Source organism: Rhodococcus sp. MTM3W5.2 (assembly GCF_001984015.1).
Classification (GTDB): Bacteria; Actinomycetota; Actinomycetes; order Mycobacteriales; family Mycobacteriaceae; genus Rhodococcus_G; species Rhodococcus_G oryzae.
Genome location: NZ_CP019572.1, coordinates 2,952,540 through 2,972,176 on the forward strand (window position 1 = coordinate 2,952,540; position 19,637 = coordinate 2,972,176).

19 protein-coding genes and 1 pseudogene are annotated in these 19,637 nt (G+C 68.3%); 14 read left to right on the forward strand and 6 right to left on the reverse strand.

The features are described from left to right. Window positions 1-45: 45 nt before the first annotated feature. A complete protein-coding gene (locus BTZ20_RS13400; protein WP_077041711.1) occupies window positions 46-807 on the forward strand; it encodes an alpha/beta hydrolase in 762 nt (253 codons plus the stop codon). Window positions 808-885: 78 nt separating this feature from the next. Here BTZ20_RS13400 and BTZ20_RS13405 read toward each other — a convergent pair whose 3' ends face one another. Next, window positions 886-1,551 carry a hypothetical protein gene (locus tag BTZ20_RS13405; RefSeq protein WP_077041712.1) on the reverse strand — a complete coding sequence of 222 codons (666 nt, stop codon included), beginning with the start codon at window positions 1,549-1,551 and terminating at the stop codon, window positions 886-888. Window positions 1,552-1,901: 350 nt separating this feature from the next. Further along, the gene (locus BTZ20_RS13410; RefSeq protein WP_077043692.1) at window positions 1,902-2,729 is read right to left on the reverse strand and encodes an alpha/beta fold hydrolase; all 828 of its coding nucleotides are present in this window, start codon (window positions 2,727-2,729) and stop codon (window positions 1,902-1,904) included. Window positions 2,730-3,501: 772 nt separating this feature from the next. On the opposite strand from BTZ20_RS13410, the gene BTZ20_RS13415 reads away from it, so the two are divergent. The 3 genes from BTZ20_RS13415 to BTZ20_RS13425 all read left to right on the forward strand — a co-directional run bounded on the left by BTZ20_RS13415 (window position 3,502) and on the right by BTZ20_RS13425 (window position 7,875). Beyond that, the gene (locus BTZ20_RS13415) at window positions 3,502-4,650 is read left to right on the forward strand and encodes a tyrosine-type recombinase/integrase (RefSeq protein ID WP_083742664.1); all 1,149 of its coding nucleotides are present in this window, start codon (window positions 3,502-3,504) and stop codon (window positions 4,648-4,650) included. Between the two features lie 108 nt (window positions 4,651-4,758). After that, window positions 4,759-7,125 (forward strand): ATP-binding protein, encoded by a 2,367-nt coding sequence (locus BTZ20_RS13420; protein ID WP_077041713.1) that lies wholly within the window; start codon window positions 4,759-4,761, stop codon window positions 7,123-7,125. Between the two features lie 126 nt (window positions 7,126-7,251). Beyond that, entirely contained in the window at window positions 7,252-7,875 is a 624-nt protein-coding gene (locus BTZ20_RS13425) for a PAS and ANTAR domain-containing protein (protein WP_077043693.1), read from the forward strand. Between the two features lie 162 nt (window positions 7,876-8,037). Here the strand turns inward: BTZ20_RS13425 and BTZ20_RS13430 are convergent, their stop codons facing one another. After that, on the reverse strand, window positions 8,038-8,475 hold the full coding sequence (locus tag BTZ20_RS13430; RefSeq protein WP_083742666.1) for an STAS domain-containing protein: 438 nt from the start codon (window positions 8,473-8,475) through the stop codon (window positions 8,038-8,040). A 271-nt stretch (window positions 8,476-8,746) separates the two neighbouring features. On the opposite strand from BTZ20_RS13430, the gene BTZ20_RS13435 reads away from it, so the two are divergent. The 5 genes from BTZ20_RS13435 to BTZ20_RS13455 all read left to right on the forward strand — a co-directional run bounded on the left by BTZ20_RS13435 (window position 8,747) and on the right by BTZ20_RS13455 (window position 10,868). Further along, window positions 8,747-9,187: an ATP-binding protein gene (locus BTZ20_RS13435; RefSeq protein WP_077041715.1), complete on the forward strand. Its 441-nt coding sequence runs from the start codon at window positions 8,747-8,749 to the stop codon at window positions 9,185-9,187. Continuing rightward, window positions 9,184-9,966 (forward strand): SigB/SigF/SigG family RNA polymerase sigma factor, encoded by a 783-nt coding sequence (locus BTZ20_RS13440; RefSeq protein ID WP_077041716.1) that lies wholly within the window; start codon window positions 9,184-9,186, stop codon window positions 9,964-9,966. Before BTZ20_RS13435 ends, BTZ20_RS13440 begins: the two co-directional genes overlap by 4 nt. Before the next feature lie 109 nt (window positions 9,967-10,075). Further along, complete coding sequence (locus BTZ20_RS13445) at window positions 10,076-10,345, forward strand: Rho termination factor N-terminal domain-containing protein (RefSeq protein WP_077041717.1); 270 nt, start codon at window positions 10,076-10,078, stop codon at window positions 10,343-10,345. Between the two features lie 24 nt (window positions 10,346-10,369). Next, complete coding sequence (locus BTZ20_RS13450) at window positions 10,370-10,543, forward strand: CsbD family protein (RefSeq protein ID WP_077041718.1); 174 nt, start codon at window positions 10,370-10,372, stop codon at window positions 10,541-10,543. A 124-nt stretch (window positions 10,544-10,667) separates the two neighbouring features. Further along, complete coding sequence (locus tag BTZ20_RS13455; RefSeq protein WP_077041719.1) at window positions 10,668-10,868, forward strand: hypothetical protein; 201 nt, start codon at window positions 10,668-10,670, stop codon at window positions 10,866-10,868. A gap of 15 nt (window positions 10,869-10,883) precedes the next feature. Here BTZ20_RS13455 and BTZ20_RS27265 read toward each other — a convergent pair whose 3' ends face one another. Beyond that, window positions 10,884-11,039, reverse strand: coding sequence for a DUF6131 family protein (locus BTZ20_RS27265; protein WP_223263330.1), 156 nt, complete (start codon window positions 11,037-11,039; stop codon window positions 10,884-10,886). Window positions 11,040-11,576: 537 nt separating this feature from the next. Between BTZ20_RS27265 and BTZ20_RS13460 the strand changes: the two genes are divergently transcribed. Next, a complete protein-coding gene (locus BTZ20_RS13460) occupies window positions 11,577-11,852 on the forward strand; it encodes a hypothetical protein (RefSeq protein WP_077041720.1) in 276 nt (91 codons plus the stop codon). On the opposite strand, the gene BTZ20_RS13465 is transcribed toward BTZ20_RS13460, so the two are convergent. Both BTZ20_RS13465 and BTZ20_RS13470 read right to left on the reverse strand, forming a co-directional pair. Further along, entirely contained in the window at window positions 11,822-13,123 is a 1,302-nt protein-coding gene (locus tag BTZ20_RS13465) for a hypothetical protein (protein ID WP_223263331.1), read from the reverse strand. The genes BTZ20_RS13460 and BTZ20_RS13465 overlap by 31 nt on opposite strands. A gap of 78 nt (window positions 13,124-13,201) precedes the next feature. Beyond that, entirely contained in the window at window positions 13,202-14,479 is a 1,278-nt protein-coding gene (locus BTZ20_RS13470) for an ATP-binding protein (protein WP_077043694.1), read from the reverse strand. A gap of 217 nt (window positions 14,480-14,696) precedes the next feature. On the opposite strand from BTZ20_RS13470, the gene hypF reads away from it, so the two are divergent. From hypF to hypE, 4 genes and pseudogenes are all read left to right on the forward strand, one after another. After that, window positions 14,697-17,090, forward strand: coding sequence for a carbamoyltransferase HypF (hypF, locus tag BTZ20_RS13475; protein ID WP_083742667.1), 2,394 nt, complete (start codon window positions 14,697-14,699; stop codon window positions 17,088-17,090). Then, a pseudogene (locus BTZ20_RS13480) lies at window positions 17,087-17,829 on the forward strand (hydrogenase assembly protein HupF). Before hypF ends, BTZ20_RS13480 begins: the two are co-directional and overlap by 4 nt. Beyond that, window positions 17,826-18,515: an SIS domain-containing protein gene (locus tag BTZ20_RS13485; RefSeq protein WP_077041723.1), complete on the forward strand. Its 690-nt coding sequence runs from the start codon at window positions 17,826-17,828 to the stop codon at window positions 18,513-18,515. Before BTZ20_RS13480 ends, BTZ20_RS13485 begins: the two are co-directional and overlap by 4 nt. Beyond that, the gene (hypE, locus tag BTZ20_RS13490; RefSeq protein WP_077041724.1) at window positions 18,512-19,624 is read left to right on the forward strand and encodes a hydrogenase expression/formation protein HypE; all 1,113 of its coding nucleotides are present in this window, start codon (window positions 18,512-18,514) and stop codon (window positions 19,622-19,624) included. The genes BTZ20_RS13485 and hypE overlap by 4 nt, the downstream gene beginning before the upstream one ends. Window positions 19,625-19,637: the final 13 nt, after the last annotated feature.

Consider the following 19,637-nt stretch of genomic DNA (forward strand, 5'->3'; position numbering starts at 1 on the left):
CGCCGGGAGCGCCTCGACAACACGGCAATCCCGAAAGGCAACACCATGCACTTCACCTCTGAGACATCGTCGAACGGTGTCATCGAACGCAATTTCACTCTGAACGAGATCACCGGCGTGCTCTGGTCGCCCACATCCGGAACCCTTGGCGCACCGCTGCTGCTGTCGGGGCACTCCGGCGGCATGCACAAGAAGGCGCCGGGGCTGGTAGCCAGTGCGCTCCGCTGCGTGACCACCTACGGGTTCACCGTCGCCGCCATCGACGCGCCCGGACACGGCGACCGGCCGCGCAACCTTCAGGATCAACGGTGGGCCGAGGCGATCCATCAGGCCAGGGCGTCGATCGAGCCGATCGCCCCGATCGTCATCGACTACAACATGTCGCTGGCGCAGCGTGCGGTGCCGGAATGGCAGGCGACCCTGGACGCCCTGCAGGCGCTGCCCGAGATCGGCGCCGAGGCACCGATCGGCTACGGCGGGGTGAATTTGGGCGTCGTGACCGGGCTGATGTTGACGGCGGTCGAATCCCGGATCGCTGCCGTGAGCTTCGGTGGGGTTTACGTGCACGACGCTCTGATCGAGGCGGCAAGGAAGATCACCGTCCCGGTCGAGTACCGGATTCCGTGGGACGAGGACGAAATCGACCACACCTCTGCGGTGGCGTTGTTCGACGCCTTCGCCTCGAGGGAAAAGACACTGCACGCCCACCCGGGCAGGCACAACCAGGTGCCCGATTACGAGCGCGACAGCTCGGCCCGGTTCTTCGCCCGCCACCTCGGACGAGCCACCGACACGGCGTCGGACTGACCTGACCGGGTGGCCCGCCCCCGCCAGGGACGGGCCACCCGACGACGCCCGGCGGCGCGATCGCTGCCGGATGCAGGACTACTTCTTGGCCGCGGGCGGCGCGTTCAGCAGCGTGATGAACGGCTGGGCGTTGGCGGCCACGGCGCCCAGTCCCCCGATCGCGGTGCCAGCGAGCGAGGCACCGGCTCCCACCAGCAGCGCGCCGCCGATGCAACCCGCGAGCGGACCCGCACCGAACAGCATTGCCGCAGGTGCAGAGACCACGCCGGCTGCGACCGCGCCGAGGATGCAGCCGCCGACCAGACCGGTCGCGGCGCCAAGGAACCCACCGACGGCACCCGTCATGGTGATGTTGTCCTTGACCCCCGCGACGGCCGCGGGCAGGTCGATGTCCTTGACAGGCAGGGCGACCGGGGTCGCCGCCGCCGGGCTGGTGTCCGCGGTCAGCGTCGCCGTGCGGCCGTCGATCGTCGCCGTGACCGGGTGCGCGATGCCGTCGACCGCCAGCGCAAGCGGCACCGACTCGACGATGACACCGCTCGAGTCCCGGACGATCAGGTGGTTGTTCTCCTTGGCCAGCGAACCCGCGGCCGTATCGAGGATCACCTGGTTGCCACTGCGGGTGACATTCCACCCCACGCCTGCCGTCGTGGCGGGCGCCGGATCCGCGTAGGCGGTACCGGCAATGATTCCCATCGACGCGATCGTCATGGCCGAGACGGCCGCAAGTTTGGTCATTTTCATGGTCGGTGAGATTCCTTCTCGTTCTGTCGCAGGGACCGATGGTCCCTGCGCTGCCGGACGAAGCCGGCCGATGGGTGACGCGTCGATCGACGCAGACGGACACGCTGAGCTGCTGCGACGGTGAAGACAGACAGCGGGGTGGAGATGCGAATGACCCTAGAGACGGATTGTGTCCGCCCCGTGGCGCGCGGTGTCCACACCCTTACGATTCGCGCACCTCGTCAGCTACTCGCGAGTCAGAAACGCGCAATCAGCGCGTGACCCGGCCGAAACGCCGTGTGTACCGGGCGGCGGGCACCGAACCTTGTTCGGCGCGGCATGAGGATCTTCGACGACGACTCGGCCGACGTTCACGTCGACGAAAGGAACCCGCGGATGGCCGAGGTCAACTCGCGCGGACTGTCCTCCGGGATCAGCGTGTAGCAGTCGGCGAGTTCGACCAGCTCCGCGCGGGGAAAGAGCTGGGCCAGGCGGCGGCCGTGCTCGACCGGCATCACACGGTCCTCGGTCCCCCACACGACCAGCACCGGGCCCTGGTAGCCGGCGGACGCGGCGGCCCAGGTCCGGAGCGTGTCCCGGTCGGGCACGGAGGTCACGTACTTCCGAAGGTCGCGCCGCACCTGCGCGTTCTCCGTGGCCGGCCGGAACCAGCCGTCCATCACCTCGGTCGGCACCGCGCGCTTGCTCATCCCTCCCCACGCTCTCGGCGATCGTCGCATCGCACGCAGGCGCATCGCCTGCATGGTCAGGTACAGCCCGCCCGGGATCCGAGCGACGGCCGCGATGGGTCGGGCCGGCGGCGGCGGATAGTTCTCGAACGCCTCGCTGGCGGTGATGATCATCCGGCCGACCCGCGAGGTGTCGCCGTTCGCGATCAGGACCTGCGCTCCGCCCCAGTCATTCTGCGCGAGGGTCACCTGCGTCAGGCCGAGCCGCTCGACAAACTCCCCGATCAGCACCGCGAGCGAGGACAGCGACAGATCCGCGTCCGGCTTCATCGGAATTCGGTGGCCGCCGAGCGGCCACGTCGGCAGGATGCACCGATAGTCGTCACGCAGGTCGGCGACCACGTGCCGCCAGAGCGTCCCGTCCATGGCCAGCCCGTGCAGGAACACGATCACCGGCCCCGGCCCGCCCGTGTCCTCGTACTCGATCGTCCCCACCGATAGTTCGACCATCTCCACGACAACTCCCCCTGCCGGAACATTCGCACGGACATTGCAGCCGAGCCTAGGGCGTCGCGGCACGTCCGCGACCGAGGCGGGGCCCTCTCCCCTTCTGTGCCGACGGACGGAAGCACCGTTGGACGTCAGGCGACTGCTGAAGGTTCCCTCGGCTCGGCTCCTGAGCCGATAGGCCAAGCGTTATGTCATTATCATCGCGGATGTCGCCGCGTGATGAACACCCGCAAGGAGCCCATGACCGATCGCCTCCCCTTCACCACCTCAACGACGCCTACAAGGGCGAGTGCCGAAGAGGCGTCCGACTCCCCCTCCACGGCCAGGCCCCGCATCCGCGAGACCGGCGATCGAGAGAGGCGCCTCACGGTCAACCAGGGGAATCGCGACCTCAGCCTGACGCCAGTGCACTCCCCCGCGACGAGGACAACTCACCGTCGCGCACAGTCGGCCGCAGCAGGCCTCCCGGTCGACACGAGCCATCACGACCGCGGCCACCCCGAACGCCACGGAGGCCGGCCCCCCTCTCTTTGCCGACAGGCGTGAGCGGGCACGAATCGGCGGCCGACTACGGCGAATGACCCCCACTGCGGCACAAGTGCCGATATCCTCAGCGTTATGACATTATCAAGACCACCGGATCCCTCGGGTTGCCGCGCTCCCGTGCCTGCGGCGGCCGCCGCCGCACGAAGGCCTCTGCCCCAACGTGTTTGACGGAAATCTCCGGACCCGCTCCCCTCGATGTCGGTGCCTGCCGCTAGCGTGCCCGCTCATGGTGACGGAGCGAGACCCCGATGACGACAGCGTTCAGACGGGAGGTCGGGCACGGGATCGGCTGGCCCCCTGGTTCGAGGAGTTCCTGGTCCACCGCAGCACCGCGAAACCGTCACCCAACACCCTCAAGGCCTACCGCCAGGACTACACCCTCATCGCCGAGGCCCTCTCGCGTACCCGCGGGGTGACCGCCACGGACCTCACCCTCGACGCGCTCGACAAGACGACCGTGCGGGCGGCCTTCGCCGAGTACGCGCGGACCCACCAGGCTGCCTCGATCAGGCGATGCTGGTCGACCTGGAACATGCTGTGCGACTTCCTGTTCTCCGTCGACGCCATCGTCGCCAACCCGATGTCGGCGGTGCTGCGCCCGAAGGCACCCAAGACACTGCCGAAGGCGTTTCGCGCCGACTCGATCGAACGGCTCGTGTCCACGCTCCAATCGTCGGACGACAACGGAGCGCGCGCCTGGCCGGAACGCGATCTCGCGCTCATTCTCACCGGGCTGCTGACCGGGATGCGTTCGGCCGAACTCATCGCGGTCGATCTCGGGGACCTGCGCGACGCGATCGACGACGGGGACGGCCACGCCAAGGTGATCCACGTCCACGGTAAGGGGAACAAGGAGCGGGTCGTCACCGTGGAGCCTGCTGTGGTCGATGTACTCGGCGACTACCTCGTCAGCCGTTCCGAGCGATTCCCCGACACGGCGCGACGCAGGCCGAGGGCCGAGGCCTCCCCGTGGGAGCGGTTCGCCGACGCCGACCCCATGTTCGTCGGTGGCGACGGCAGGCGGATCACCAGGGGGACGCTGCAGTATCGCGTCGAACGCGCCTATCGCCGCGCGGGGATCAACGGCGACCGCGCCAAGGGCGCCCTCGTCCACCAGCTGCGACACACCTTCGCCACCGCCATGGCGGACCAGAACGTCAGCATCTACACGTTGATGCGGATGCTCGGTCACGAGTCGATGAACACCACGCAGCGGTACACCGTGGGCGCGGGCGCCTCGGTCCGGGACGCCGCTGCCCTCAACCCGGCCTACCAACTCGTGTCGAGGGGCACGCCACTCCCCCGCACCGACACGGCCGAAGCGCACGGGAACTCCCTGCATACCGGGGTGAATGGTGCGGTGGACCGAGTATGAGCCGAGCCGATGAACAAAATGAACGCAACGATATGGCCACCATCCGCCAGGCATAGCCTTCCAGGGATAGCGTCGATCACAGCACACCGCGAAACGAGATGACGTTCGATGACAACCTCCGTCAAGGAAAAGCCCGGAAACCTGCGGGTTGAATTGACCAGTTTCATCGGTAGGCGCCACGAGATAATCGAGGCACGGCGGCTGCAGTCCACCTCGCGGTTGGTCACGTTGACCGGCATCGGTGGGGTCGGCAAAACCAGACTGGCGTTGCGGGTCGCCGAGGATTCGCGGCGGGCGTTCGCCGACGGAGTCTGGTTTGTCGCGCTCGGCGACCTGCACGATCCTGCGTTGTTGCCGGAGACCGTCGCCGCGGCGCTCGGGCTTCCTGATCGGCCCGGACGTTCGGTCTCTCGCCTGCTGATCGATCACCTCTCCACCAAGCAGACCCTGTTGGTGCTGGACAACTGCGAACACGTGCTCGGTGCCGTCGCGGAGCTGGTTCAGACACTGCTGCGAGCGTGTCCGGACCTGCAAGTCCTTGCGACGAGCCGCGAGGTCCTCGGGGTGGACGGGGAGCAGGTGATGCGGGTGCCGCCATTGACGGTGCCGGACACGCTTCAGGTCCCATCGCTCGAGGCGATGGCCAGTTGCGAGGCGGTGGCACTGTTCGTCGCGCGCGCCACGGCCTGCCTGCCGGACTTCGAGCTCACCGAGAGCAATTGTGCGGCGGTGGCGGGAATCTGCAGCAGGCTGGACGGGCTTCCGTTGGCAATCGAGCTGGCGGCGGTACGGATCCGGGCGATGACCGCGGAACAGATCCTGCACCGCCTGACCGACCGATACCAGCTGCTGACCGTCGGTTCCCGGGTCGCGCCGACCCGACAACAGACCTTGCGGTCATGTGTGGACTGGAGCTACGAGCTGTGCACCGCGCGAGAGCAGCAGCTGTGGGCCTGGCTGTCGGTGTTCGCCGGCGGTTTCGAGCTCGATGCCGCCGAGGGCGTCTGCCCCGAGGACCTGGTCGCCGACGATTTCCTGGACGCGGTGTCGTCCCTGGTGGACAAGTCGATCCTGGCCCGCGAGCAGGTCGGGGAGGTCGTGCGCCTCGGCATGTCCGAGGCGATCCGCGACTACGGCAGGGAGAAGCTGCGCGAATCCGGCGACCTTCCCCTGGCTCAGCGGCGGCACCTCGCGTGGCACGAGCAGTTGGTGGAGCGGGCCGAGTCCGAGTGGATCGGCCCCCGCCAGACCGATTGGATCGCCCGACTCGATCGGGAACAGTCGAACCTGCGGGATGCTCTGGCGTTCAGTCTGACCGACGCGGTCGTCGGCACCGATCCAGATGTCAACGCGCGCATCGCCAATGCCTTGTTCATGTTCTGGTCGTGCCGGGGCCTGTTGGCGGAAGCGAGGCGATGGATGGGCCGCTGCCTGACCAGCTCCGACGCCATGCAAGCCGAGGAGCGGGTGGAGATGTTGTACTGCGACGGCGTGCTGGCAGGAATGCAGGGTCAACTCGGGGAGGCCTCGGCGCGGGCGGAGCAGTGCTGCTCGCTTGCGGAGCAGCTGGGGGACGCGGAGTCACTCGAGATCGGCAACTATGCGAGGGGATACCGGGCGCTGTTCAGCGGAGACCTCGCGGCGGCCGTCGAACCGCTCCAGACTGCAATTGCCAGCGCGGGCGCATCGATCGCCACCGGGGCCGACCGGGGTCCGAGCGCGTCCCGGATCGGCCGACAGCTGGGTGGCCTCCTCGGCTTGGCAATCGCGAGTGGACTGTCCGGGGACGAGGAGACGGCCGACGCGTGTCACGAGCAGGTGCTGGCGATCACCACCCCGCGGGAGGAGTCCTTTTTCCGCGCGTACTCGTCATGGACCCTCGGACTGACGGCGCTCCGCACGGGAGACACCGGTCGCGCGTCAACCGTGACAGCGCTGGCGTTGCGGCTCATCCGGAAGGTCGATGACCCCGTCATGACGGGCTGGTGTCTGGAGTCGCTGGCCTGGATCGCGACCCGCGAGGACGAGCCGACGCGTGCCGCGGTGCTGATGGGCGCCGCCGAGACGCTCTCGCAGACCGTCGGGAGCACCTCCGCAACCCTCCCCTACCTGCTCGCCCACCATGAGGAGTGCGAACAGCTCGCCCGCGACGCGCTCGGGACTCGCGCCTACGGCGAGGCGTTTCGTACCGGTACCGCGATGAGCCTCGACGAGGCTGTCGCGTTTGCACTCGGGGACCGCTGCGTCGCCCAGGCCCGGACGACGCCGGTCGCGCCCGTGTTGACCCCCCGCGAAACCGAGGTAGCACACCTGGTCGCAGCGGGCCATTCGAACAAGATGATCGCGTCGATGTTGGTGATCTCGCCCCGTACCGCCCAGGGCCACGTCGAACACGTGCTGTCCAAGCTCGGGTTCACCTCGCGCACGCAGATCGCGGCCTGGATCGCCGAGAATCAGGTTGATCGACGCCCCTGATCAGAACCCGCCCGGGGTTCACCGCCACCACCCGGAAAATGGGTCCATACTCGATTTGTGAGCGATGTCGCGCCCGAGGCGCAGCCTGAGTTCAGCGAGACGGCGGCCGCCGGGAATGAATCGTCCTTGCTTGTCGGCAGCTTTCGCTTTCGGGTCGCGGACGATGCGTGGGAGTGGTCCGACGCGGTCGCCAGGATGCACGGATACGCGCCGGGCTCGGTCGTGCCGACAACCGAACTGATGCTCTCCCACAAGCACCCCGACGACAAGGAACACGTCGCGGCGATCCTCGACAACGTCCGAGCACATGGTGCGCCCTTCAGCAGCCGACACCGCATCATCGACACGCAGGGCGAGACCCATCGCGTGGTGGTCGTCGGCGATCGACTGCTCGACGAGGACGACAACGTGATCGGGACCTTCGGGTTCTATATCGACGTCACCAACGCATTCGAATCCGACATCCAGGAGTCGATCGATGACGCGGTTGCGGAAATCGAATCGTCGCGCGCTGCGATCGAGCAGGCCAAAGGCGCCTTGATGCTCGCATACGGGATCTCCGCTGACCGCGCCTTCGCGGTGCTGACCTGGCGCTCGCAGGAATCCAACGTCAAAGTGCGGGACGTGGCACGGCAGTTGCTCCGAGACATCTCCACCATGATCACCACGCCGCAGGGCTTCCGAGAGGATTTCAACCACATCCTGCTGACGACATCGACCCGGGCGGACACGAAACATCCGAACAATTGAAGTCTCGCTGAGCGGTTTGATCGCGCCGAGCCAGGGCATCCATTGGTCAGGACCTGCGTCCGCCCGGGTGGTCACAGGAGCCGAGGGACCGGCGGTTCAGAATCCGAGCCGCCGGTCCCGCCCAATCCACGGCCTTCTCCTCGAACCCCCGTCGGGGTCCGTTCAGCCGACCGCCTGCCAAGCCCCGAGCGGGGCAGGAACCATCGAAAGCGATCGACCATCGCGGAGTTGCGCGAGCGCATCTTCGACTGAGGTAAAGCACTGGAATCGGTTGTCCAGGTCGGTAACCCGAAGGGTGTGGTCGACCGCACGCGAACCGGTGACCAACGAGAACCCCACCCCGTCGGCGCCTGCTCGCCATTGAGCATCAGCGAGCACCTCCGCCCCTCTGATGCTGAGGAACGTGACCTGGGACACGTCCACCACGAGACTGCGAGCAGCCTCGTCGATCCCGGTATTGATCTGCTCTCGGACGGTCCGCAGACTCGCGGCATCGATATCGCCACTGATCGAAACCACGACCGTCGACGATTCTCTCGGCGGGGTTCGCGCCGGTCCCGACGCACGATCCGTTCCCTTGAATTGGTGACGCTTGAGCACGACACCCTCCTCATCATCGCAATTGACATGCGGAGTGGAGCGGCGGTCTCGCGATCAATCACCAGGCATTCGAGAGGATTTCGGGAGCTGCGACGATTGCTCGACCTACCGCCGGCTGTTGGCTCAACCTCTTTCCTTCTTACCAGATCCATCTGGCCGTGGCCAATACCCAGCTCCGCCGGCGACCCGTGTGACGTTTCGATGACCACGAGAGTGGGTAGTCTCTGAATTCAGCGAACCGCAACACCCCACGCTGAGGGAACGAGGCCGCATGTCACGGGCGCACGCCGAAGAGCCAGAACAGCAGACCGGACCGGAAGTAGAACTCCGGTTGCCTGCCCACGTCGACCAACTCTTCCTCGTCCGTGCGATGGTCACGGCCATCGCGACACAGAATGACTTCGATCTCGACACCATTGCGGACCTGAGACTCGCCGTCGACGAGGCCGCCACCCGACTGGTCCGGTCCGCCCGGCCGGACTCAACACTCTTGTGTCGGTTTCGCGTTCACGGCCGGGAGTTCGGATTCTCGGGATCGACGTCGTCCGGCGCCGACGAGACGGTCGCCGGATTGGATCACGGTTTCGGATGGCACGTACTGCGAACCCTCACCGATGAGGTGGCCGCACATCAGGCGCCCGACCCCGACCGTGAGTCCCACATGATCCTCACGATCGACTTCACTCGCCGGGCTGAGGGCACGACCGGGTGAGCCGACACTCGGGCCCCGGTTCGGATGAGTATTCGGGCGTCGACATCCAGTTCGCAGCGCTCGCCGCGATGACGCCCGACGACCCCGCACGTGCGGCCGCGCGCGAGGACATCGTGGAACAGTGTCTGCCGTTGGCAGAACACATCGCCCGCAGGTTCACGGGCCGCGGCGAACCGCACGAGGATCTGATCCAGGTCGCCCGGTTGGGTTTGGTGAACGCCGTCAACAGGTACGACGTCGAACGGGGCACCGAGTTCGTCGCATTCGCGGTTCCCACGATCATGGGCGAGGTGCGTCGCCACTTCCGCGACGCGGGCTGGGCTCTGCGTGTTCCGCGCCGCACCAAGGAACTCCATCTCGCCATCGGGAAGGTGACGGGGGCCCTCAGTCAACAACTCGGCCGGTCCCCCACACCCTCCGAGATCGCGTCGGAGCTCGGTGTGAGTCGCAGCGACGTCAACGAGGCCCTGTTGGCAGGCAATGCCTACCAGACGACGTCAGTGGACGCCCCCGGCACGGATCGCCCTGGCGCGCCGCCCCTCGCGGAGACCGTGGGGGATCTCGACTCCTCTTTCGACATGATCGACAATCGCGAGGCTCTCCGACCAATGGTCGCCGCGCTGCCGGAGCGCGAACGCACGGTTCTGATGCTGCGCTTCTTCGGCAACCTCACCCAGATGCAGATCGCGGAGCAGGTCGGGGTCTCCCAGATGCACGTGTCGCGGATACTGGCGCGAACCCTTGCGTCGCTCCGGGCGGCGATGGACGAGTCGGACTGAACCGCCGCGTTTCGGACCGCTGAGGGCTGGGTACTAGTGGGGATCGAGGGCCGGGCACCTCACTGCTCGCCAACCCGGCCGGCACGACGGTACGAGGAAGGAGAAGCCGATGCCGCGAAAGGGATCTGACCCCCACCTCAAGGACCAGGATCTGTACGAGAGGCTCCGCGAGGAGGGCGACTCGAAGGAGAAGGCGGCACGAATCTCGAATGCCGCCGCCGCCGAGGGGCGTTCGTCTGTGGGCAAATCGGGAGGCGAGGCCGAGTCCTACGAAGAGCGCACGGTGCCCGAACTGAAAGAACGGGCGAAAGAGCTCGGCCTCAGCGGCTATTCGAGGTTGAACAAGAAGGAACTCATCAACTCACTGCGCAATCACTGAGCCAAGACCACAAGGAGGCATCCCATGGGAGCGACCGACAAGGCGAAGAACAAGGCCGAAGAACTCGCAGGCAAGGCAAAGGAAAAGGTCGGCCAGGCGACCGGCGATCGTGAAACCGAGGCCCAGGGTCAGAAGGATCAGGCCAAGGGCAACATCAAGCAGGCCGGCGAAAAGATCAAGGACGCCTTCAAGGACTGATCGGCCGTAGTCGACGCCTCCCGGATTGCGCGTGCAACCCGGGTGGCGTCGACGTAGGTTTCGCGGCTGCCGCGCCGGGGTATTGCTCGGAGAAGGCGAAACCGCGCGAAGTCGGAGGTGTGTGATGCGTTTGATCACTCTCGTCGTGCTGATCTGGCTCGTGGTCGGGGCCATCGCGGCAGGCCAGCGCGGCTACTACACGAATACCCAGGAGAACTGCGCAGGCGTAGGCACCATCGTGGTCACGGTACTGGCCGGGCCGCTGAACTATGCCGGGGTCAATCCGAAGGTCACCGATTGCAATGTGCCGCAGCCGAGTCCGTAGGCAGCGTCGGAAGCGTCAATACCAGTACTTCCGACCCCCGACGGCCCGGCCGGTCGAACCGAGCACGGCCAGGACCAGTCCGATGACCACGAGGACGATGCCGATCGTCCACAGAATCGAGATACCGGTCAGGAAGCCGATGAGAAGCAAGATCAATCCGAGCACGATCATGACGTGAACCCCGCTTCAACGTAGTGGTCGATAAGTCACGAAGACCACATACCCGTTGTCGCCCACTCCGAAACAACCCCGATGTCGCGCCGTCAATCCGGTCAGACGCGTGCCGCCCGATCCAATCTGCGCAGCCCGGAACCCCGGCGACGCCCATCCGGCCTGGCCGACACGAACATCGCATCGAGTCGGGACTTGATCTCCGCAGTGGTCATGGAGCCACCGGCTCCGGTTGCCCCGGAGGGGGTCGACGCCGGTGTGTTCATCGCGTTCATGCCGAACTCTCTGTGGTCGTGTCGGGTGAATCCGATTCCGGATTCGCTACTCCTCAATGCTGGGCCGCGCGGCACCGACGCCGCCATCACCCCAGGGCGAGGAATTGCCCACCCTCGGGTGAAAGACCGAAGAATGGGCGTCGCAGACACTCGTGACCGCCGTTCGAGGTCCTCTGACCGGGACGAACGGCTTGACAATAAGGTTAGGCGTACCTAATAATCGCGGCCGGGCACAGTGCCCGACACGTGAGGAGTCAGCGTCATGATCGACGGTCTCATCGAAGAGGCATACGCGCGCGGTGCCGTCCGCGCAGTGACGCCGACCCCGGCGGGCGACGACGAGTACCTGCTCGACCGTGCGGGCGACCCCGCGCGCAGGGAGGCGGCCGTCGCGGTGCGGGTCCGGGCGGACGGGCGATTCGCCCTTGCGACCGACAAGGGCGGGGCGCTGACCCTCGGGCAGGTGGCGACTCTGTGCGGGCTCACCGGCCGCCCGACGGACCGGACTCAGCCGTTCCCGTCCAGGCAGGCCCGGTAGCCGCCCGCCTCGAAGTCGGCGCGCGTGCAATAGCTCGCCCTCGGGTAGTACTCCCCCATGGTCGTGGCGGGATCGGAGTTCGCGGCCTGGGACGCCTGCACCGACTGCGGGTAGAAGGCCGGGCTGGGCAGCATGTGCCGCAGGAAGAGCACCTTTTTCGGAACCTCGGTGCTCCCCCAGGGCAGAACCGTCACCGTGGGGTCTGACGCGGCGGCCGCGGGCACGTCCTCCGGCGCCGCCACCACGTATGTGTAGTAGCCGCGCGCATCGAGGTTGGTCTGGAAGTCGGCCGCGCAGGCGACCACGGGGTACGGCGACACCTGGTCGTTCTGGCACATCGACCAGTACCGCACCTGCTGCCCCGGCTCGGTCACCGGCACGCCCGCCCTGGTGTCCGGGAAGGTCGGGGCCCGTCCCCGCACGACCACGATCCGGCCCGGCTGATAGGTCAGGCCCGCGCCTATGTACTTGTTGTCGCCATTGGGGAACAGCCCCGAGGTGCTCGCCGGGTTCACGAACGTCGCCTCCGGCACGTTCCCGGGGAAGGCGCCCGAGGCCGCGCCCGCGATCAGTCGGTCGAAGGTCGCCTCCATCGCCTGCCCCATCGGTCCGTTGGTGGCGTCCGCCGGGTCGAATGCCGCCGGGCAGGTCGAGATCGGGATCGTGGTTGCGCCGTTGTTCAGCACCAGGGCGACCGCGGGCAGCGACACCCCTCCTGGCGGCGAGGCGGCGTCGTCGGGGACGTACACCCGGATGATCAGGAAGCCCATCGGCACGGTCTGGCTCGCGGCTCCGGTGGGCAGCGCCCGGATCTGGTTCAGCGCGTGGTCCGCCTCGCCGGGCACCACGGTGGCGCGCCAACTCTGCGCCGGCTCTGGTGACCCGGCCGACGAGGGATCCACGAACGGGTTCCCGCCGCCCTGATCCGGGACGATCTGGTCGTCCCGCAGGGTGTCGACCGTGTTGAGGTCGGTGCCGTAGGTGTTGAGCGAGAAGTACCGCGCGGCGGGATAGTCCCCGCTCAGCTCGATCCGGTCGTCGCCACCCAACGCGTACGGCAGCACCCAGTAGGTCGCGTTGGCGTCCGGGAACGCGACATTGAGGACGGTCTCGTTCGACATGAACCGCCACGCGCAGGCGGGCGACTCCGGGCCGGCAGGGGCGGCCGGGGCGGCCAGCGCTGGCGACCCGAATGCCGCGGCCAGCACCGCGCAGACCAGCACGAGCAGGACCCGCACCGCAGGTGTCGAATGACGCGCCGAATCGGGCATACCGACTCCGTTTCGTTCCGTTCGCTCACGCTACCGCCCGAGCCCCGACTCGGTCGGGTGTTCCCGCAGGTGAGAACGTCACAAGCGTGTGTACTGCTCGGTGTCCTGGTCGAACTCGGCCAGCAACTCGGCGCTGAGGGTCGGCCGCGTGTCGGCGATGGCCGCGAGATAATCGTCGGTGTTCGCCGGCTCGCCGCGGCGGTGGAGAATCTCCCGCTCGAAGGCGGTCTGCGCGCCCTTCCGAGCCGCGAACTCGATGTCGGCGGGGGTGAACAGCTCACTGGAATTCACGATCAGGTTCACGTCGACGGCACCGTGTGCGGCACCGAGATAGCGCTCCCACACCGCACGACGGGCTGGCGCATCCGGCGGGCCGACCGGGATCACGTAGTCGAATCGACCGGGGCGCAGGAACGCAGAATCCAGCGAGTGCACCGAGTTCGTCGCACAGACCATCAGTCGCCGGTCACGATCCCGAAACAACGGGATCAGCTTGAGCAGTTCATTGGTGACCCCGTGCGCGGCATTGGCCGCCGACCCGGTGCGGGCGGCCGCGATCTCCTCGACCTCGTCGATGAACAGCACCACCTCCTCGAGCTCGGCCAGTTCGGAGAAGACGTCCCGTAGCGAGGCGGCCAACCCACCGTCCACCGCCGCGGCCAGGCGAGAGGGGAACAGTTCGACGAACGGCCAGCCCAGTCTCGATGCCACCGCCTTCGCGAAGCTGGTCTTGCCGGTACCTGGCGGGCCGAACAGGATCACCGCCTTGGGGGGCTGGACGCCATACCGTTCGGCGACGTCCGGCTCCGCCAGCGGCAAGACGACCCGGCGCTCGATGGCTTCCTTCACCCGCTCCATTCCGGCCATGGCCTGCCACAATCCCGTTGGCAGTATGCGACCACCCAACTCGGCGAGCAACGCCCGATCCGGGCCGAGCGGCTCGAGCATTTCGTAGTAGACGAGACCGTCCCGACGGGCGTAGCCGGAGTTCTCGAACGCCGCCGAACCAGTGGCACCCTCGGTCAACACCGCACAGATCCGCTGAACCCCCGCGGAACGCAGGCGTTGCTCCAGGTTCGCCAGCAGCGCGCTACCGATTCCGCGTCCTCGCCATCTCGATCCCAGTGCCACCAGGAGCACCCAGGCCCGCTCGCCCTGTGTCTGTGCCACCGCCATCCCGACCAGTTCGTCCCCGACCGCGGCCACCACGGCGGGCTGACCGGCCCGGGCCGCGGCCATCACCTCGGCGACCGCGAACACCGGCTCCTCCGACCCCGGCGCACGGCTCTGATCCAGGATCTGGATGGCTTGATCGAGATCCCCGTCATGGAAGTCACGCAGCCGCCACACCGGCATGCTCACCCACCGCCGCCTGCCGAGCCGGGCCCAAGGCTCATGCGATCAAGTACACACCCGTCGACCGCTCCGCGTCTGCACCTGGGTCCTCCGGATCGGCGGATACTGCGCCGACGCCCCTTGCGGGTCCGGAGCGCGAGGAGAAGGATCCGATGAAGGCCGGTCGTCACCCAGCACCCCGGACCCGGGGTGCACCGTCTGCGATGTGGAGTCGGGTATGACAACCCACTTACAGCCAGCACACCGGGCGGAAGGCCGTATCGAACGGCGTCGGATCGTGGTCCGCGGAATCGTCCAGGGAGTGGGGTTTCGGCCCTTCATCGCCAGGCTGGCGGCGGACCTGGCGATCGTCGGCCACTGCGGCAACGACGACGCCAGCGTGTTCATCGAGGCGGAGGGCCCCGCCGCGGCACTCGCGGAGTTCGAGCGCCGGATCCGGGCCGATGCGCCACCGATCGCCGTGATCGTCGACATCGCCACAGAAACCCTTGCCCCGCAGGGCGAGCGGTCCTTCCGCATCGCCGAGAGCAGGCACGTCCCGGGCGCACGGACGCTGATCTCCCCGGATGTGGCGACCTGCGAGGACTGCCTACGGGAGTTGCGGGACCCCGCCGACCGCCGCTACCGGCATCCGTTCATCAACTGCACCAACTGCGGGCCGCGCCTGACCGTGATCACCGACCTGCCCTACGACCGGCCTGCGACGACACTGGCCCCATTCGAGATGTGCCCTCGCTGTCTACTCGAGTACGGGACCGCGGAGGATCGGCGCTACCACGCCCAACCGATCAGCTGCCACGACTGCGGCCCGCGGATCTTCCTGGAGCGAGACGGCATCCGGACCTTCGGGGACGACGAGGTGCTGCGGTGCGTCCACCAGGCGCTGAGCGACGGCCTGATCGTCGCGATCAAGGGGCTCGGCGGCTTCCACCTGGTGTGCGATGCGACCCAGCCGTCCGCGGTCCGGCGGTTACGGATCCGAAAACGCCGTCCCGCCAAGCCGTTCGCGGTGATGGCCGCGGACACGGCGACGGTCCAGCGGATCGCCGACGTATCCGACGCCGAGCAGCGCCTGCTCGGCCACCCGGCGCGGCCGATCGTGCTGCTGCGAACCCGGGGGCCCGGCCCCGTCGCGGGCGAGGTGGCGCCCGGCCTGGACGAGCTCGGGGTGATGCTGCCCTACACCCCGCTGCACCACCTGCTCTTCTCGCCGGCTCCCGGGTCGCCACCGGATGAGCACCCCCGTGTCCTCGTGATGACCTCAGGGAACACCAGCGGCGAGCCGCTCTGCTTCGACAACGACGACGCGCGCGCACGGCTCGGCGGGATCGCCGATCTCTTCCTGATGCACGATCGCGACATCGCCGTGCCCTGCGAGGACTCGGTGCTGGCGGTGTCCGAGGACCGCGAGGTCCCGATCCGCCGGTCGCGAGGGTATGCGCCGCTCCCGATCCTGCTGCCCTCCCCTGGTCCGGTGGTGCTGGCGGTGGGGGCCGAGGTGAAGAACACCTTCTGCCTGACCCGCCAGGATCTCGCGTTCTGCTCGGCGCATCTCGGTGACATGGGCACCCTGGAGAGCAGGCGCGCGTTCGAGACCTCGGTGCGCCAGCTCACCACCATGCACCGGGCCGCGCCCGCGCTGATCGTCGCGGACGATCACCCGGGCTACTCGACCAGGCAGTGGGCGACGCGGTACGGCGAGGAGAACGAGATCGAGCTGCGCACGGTGCAGCACCACCACGCGCACGTCGCCTCCCTGCTCGCCGAGCACGGCCGCCTCGGCTCGAGGGTCCTCGGCGTCGCCTTCGACGGCACCGGATACGGGTGCGACGCGACCGTGTGGGGCGGCGAGCTCCTGCTGGTCGGCCCGGACCTCCTGGCGACCGAGCGGTCGGGCCACCTGCAGTCGTTCTGGCTGCCCGGCGGCGACGCCGCGGTCCGCAACCCCGCCCGCGTCGCGCTGTCCCTGCTGCACGAGGCCGGGATCCGCGAGATCGACGACCTGCCCTGCACCCGTGCGCTCGCGGTCGCGGAACGCCTGCTCGTCGCCTCGCAACTGGCCTCCGGGGCCGGCGCCGTCCGCACGACCAGCGTCGGGCGCCTGTTCGACGGCGTCTCCTCGCTGCTGGGCGTCTGCCACCGGGTGAGCTACGAGGCGCAGGCGGCCATCGAACTGGAGGCGCTCGCGCGGCAGGCCGCGAGGCCCGCGCCGCTGACGATGGCGATCGAGGACGAGCAGCTGCGCCTCGAAGCGCTGTTGACCGGTCTCGTCGCAGGCCTACGGCGGGGCGAGTCCGCGGCCTCGCTCGCGCTCGGATTCCATCGCGCGCTCGCCACCGCGACCGCGACGCTGGCCCTGCGTATCGCCGACCGGACGGGCACAGGAACCGTCGGGCTGACGGGAGGCGTCTTCCAGAACCGGCTGCTGCTGAGCATGCTGCGAACGCGTTTGCAGGGCAACGGTGTCGAGGTCCTCACCCACCAGCGGGTCCCCGCGAACGACGGCGGACTCTCGCTCGGCCAGGCGGCGCTCGGCCTCGCATTACTCGAGCGCACCGCCGACCGGCGCGGCACCCGGGCCGACGGACCGAAGATCGGAGCACGGCGATGACCGCGACAGCGCATTCGGACGCCCCCCTGATCGACGACGATCTCTCCGCGGATCTCGCATCCGCGGCGCTGGCGCTCGCCAGGAGGTTCAACGCGGGCGCCACGCTGTGGGTCATCTCGCCGCAGTGGGAGCCGCACGCCCATCACGTCGCGGTGGAGTTCGTGCACCCGGTGATCATGGGCAAGCGGGCGCTGCCGTCCGTCGCGCTGGTCGAACCGGACCCGGTCGCACAGTGCCGCGTCGCCACCCGGCCCGGCGACGTGATCATCGCGGTGGCCTCCGCCGACCAGCCCCAGGTGTGCGACGCGATGCGGCGCGCGCCCGCGTGGGGCGCCGACACGATCTGGATCGGCTCCGGCCCGCGCCCACCGGCGGGCAGCGCGGATCACACGCTGTGGGTGGCCTCCGACGACCCGATGATCCCGGCGACCGGCAGGTTCGTGCTGATGTACCACCTGCTGTGGGAGCTGACCCACGTCTGCTTCGAACATCCCGGCCTGCTGACCCCGGACGAGGACGCCTGTGCCGACGACGGGTGCGTCACGTGCAGCGACGAGGGCAGGCTCGCCGAGGTGGTGCTGCCCCGGCGACCGCGCTGGACACCGCGCTGGTCCGTACCGGCTCCGGCGAGGAGTCCGTCGACGTCACCGTGCTCGGCGAGGTCGAGGCGAACGACCTGATCCTCGTGCACGGCGGCGCGGCGATCACCCGCATCGACAACCCCGAGGTGTCGCGATGAGCGAGCAGGAGAGCACGAACTTCCTCTACCCCTTCATCGACGCGGAGGAGAACGACGCCGACGCGTTGCTGACCGACCTGGCCGCGTCGGCGCGCAGCAAGGCCGCCGAGAGCGCACGGCTGCAGCGGGTCTCGCTCGAGGAATGGGGCGATGGGATCACCTCGGCTGGTGCACGGATGGCCGAGCGGTTCCGCGCGGGCGCGCGGCTGTACACGTTCGGGAACGGCGGCAGTTCCACCGACGCGGCCACCCTGGCCTCGCTGTTCAGCAGGCCCGCCCGCGGTCGACCGGTCGCGGCCTGGTCGCTGGCGGCCGATCAGGCGGTGGTCACGGCGCTGGGCAACGACGTGGGCTTCGAGCTGATCTTCTCGCGCCAGATCATCGCCCATGCCAAGCCGGCCGACATCGCCATCGCGCTGTCCACGTCCGGCAACTCCGACGACCTGATGACGGCGTTGGCCGAGGCCCGTACGCGCGGGCTGCTCACCGTCGGGTTCGCCGGCCACGACGGCGGCCGGATGTCGACCAGCGACGACCTGGACTTCTGCTTCACCATCCGGTCCCAGAGCATCCATCGCATCCAGGAGAGCCACGCGCTGGTCGGATACCAGCTCTGGTCTGCGGTGCAGGACAACCTCGCGAAACCCGCACCGGGACCGCGAGAGACGACAGGCGGTCCCAGATGAGCAGCTCACAGGTCGGCGACCGACCCTCGACCGCGGCCGAACGCGAGGGCCGGGTGCTCGACCGCATCGACGAGTTCCGCAAGCGCCGTCCGCGCCTGCTCGAATCGGTGGTGACCCTCGCCCACGGCGCGGGCGGCAAATCCTCGGCGGCCCTGGTCGATTCCGTCTTCGTCGAGGCGTTCCGCAACCCTGAACTCGAGCAGCTCGGCGACGCCGCGGTGCTCCCGCTCCCCTCGGGCGAGCGGCTCGCGTTCTCGACCGACTCGTATGTGGTGCAACCGCTGCGGTTTCCCGGCGGGTCCATCGGGAACCTGGCCGTGCACGGCACCGTCAACGACCTCGCTGTCTCGGGCGCCCGCCCGCAATGGCTCTCGGCCGCATTCGTCATCGAGGAGGGCTTCGAGATCTCCGCGCTGCGCGAGATCGTCGCCGACATGCGCGATTCCGGCCAGGCGGCCGGCATCGAGATCGTCACCGGCGACACCAAGGTGGTCGGCAAGGGCGCCGCGGACGGGATGTACATCTGCACGGCGGGCGTCGGCGTCATCCCCGCGGGCCGGGTACTGTCCGCGGACCGGGTACAGCCCGGCGACCGCGTCCTGGTGTCGGGCACCATCGGCGAGCACGGCATGGCGGTGATGCTCGCCCGCGGCGAGCTCGCCATCGAGGCCGACATCGACTCGGACACAGCGCCGGTGAACTCGCTCGTCGAGTCGCTGCTCGAGGCCGCACCGTCGACCCGGTGGATGCGCGACGCCACCCGCGGCGGGGTCGGCACGGTCTGCAACGAGCTCGCGCAGGTCTCCGGCCTCGCGGTGATCCTCGACGAGCAGTCGCTCCCCGTCCAGCCGCAGGTGCTCGGCGCCTGCGACATGTTGGGAATCGACCCGCTCTACGTGGCCAACGAGGGCAAGTTCATCGCGATCGTGCCGCGCGCCGAGTCGGACGCCGCGGTCGACGCGCTGCGTGCGCAGACCGGCGGTGCACAGGCGGCCGTCATCGGTGAGGTGATGGCCGAGCCGCAGGGCATCGTGGCACTGCGGACCGCGTTCGGGGGCAGCCGGATCGTCGACATGCTCGTCGGCGACCCGTTGCCGCGAATCTGTTGAGCAGCAGGAACTC

Coding starts and splice junctions, on each gene's coding strand:
- BTZ20_RS13420 (WP_077041713.1), top strand. CDS start 4,759: ATGACAACCTCCGTCAAGGAAAAGCCCGGAAACCTGCGGGTTGAATTG.
- BTZ20_RS13455 (WP_077041719.1), top strand. CDS start 10,668: ATGCGTTTGATCACTCTCGTCGTGCTGATCTGGCTCGTGGTCGGGGCC.
- BTZ20_RS13485 (WP_077041723.1), top strand. CDS start 17,826: ATGAGCGAGCAGGAGAGCACGAACTTCCTCTACCCCTTCATCGACGCG.
- BTZ20_RS13450 (WP_077041718.1), top strand. CDS start 10,370: ATGGGAGCGACCGACAAGGCGAAGAACAAGGCCGAAGAACTCGCAGGC.
- hypF (WP_083742667.1), top strand. CDS start 14,697: ATGACAACCCACTTACAGCCAGCACACCGGGCGGAAGGCCGTATCGAA.
- BTZ20_RS13465 (WP_223263331.1), bottom strand. CDS start 13,123: ATGCCCGATTCGGCGCGTCATTCGACACCTGCGGTGCGGGTCCTGCTC.
- BTZ20_RS27265 (WP_223263330.1), bottom strand. CDS start 11,039: ATGATCGTGCTCGGATTGATCTTGCTTCTCATCGGCTTCCTGACCGGT.
- BTZ20_RS13435 (WP_077041715.1), top strand. CDS start 8,747: ATGTCACGGGCGCACGCCGAAGAGCCAGAACAGCAGACCGGACCGGAA.
- BTZ20_RS13400 (WP_077041711.1), top strand. CDS start 46: ATGCACTTCACCTCTGAGACATCGTCGAACGGTGTCATCGAACGCAAT.
- hypE (WP_077041724.1), top strand. CDS start 18,512: ATGAGCAGCTCACAGGTCGGCGACCGACCCTCGACCGCGGCCGAACGC.
- BTZ20_RS13410 (WP_077043692.1), bottom strand. CDS start 2,729: ATGGTCGAACTATCGGTGGGGACGATCGAGTACGAGGACACGGGCGGG.
- BTZ20_RS13405 (WP_077041712.1), bottom strand. CDS start 1,551: ATGAAAATGACCAAACTTGCGGCCGTCTCGGCCATGACGATCGCGTCG.
- BTZ20_RS13445 (WP_077041717.1), top strand. CDS start 10,076: ATGCCGCGAAAGGGATCTGACCCCCACCTCAAGGACCAGGATCTGTAC.
- BTZ20_RS13470 (WP_077043694.1), bottom strand. CDS start 14,479: ATGCCGGTGTGGCGGCTGCGTGACTTCCATGACGGGGATCTCGATCAA.
- BTZ20_RS13460 (WP_077041720.1), top strand. CDS start 11,577: ATGATCGACGGTCTCATCGAAGAGGCATACGCGCGCGGTGCCGTCCGC.
- BTZ20_RS13415 (WP_083742664.1), top strand. CDS start 3,502: ATGGTGACGGAGCGAGACCCCGATGACGACAGCGTTCAGACGGGAGGT.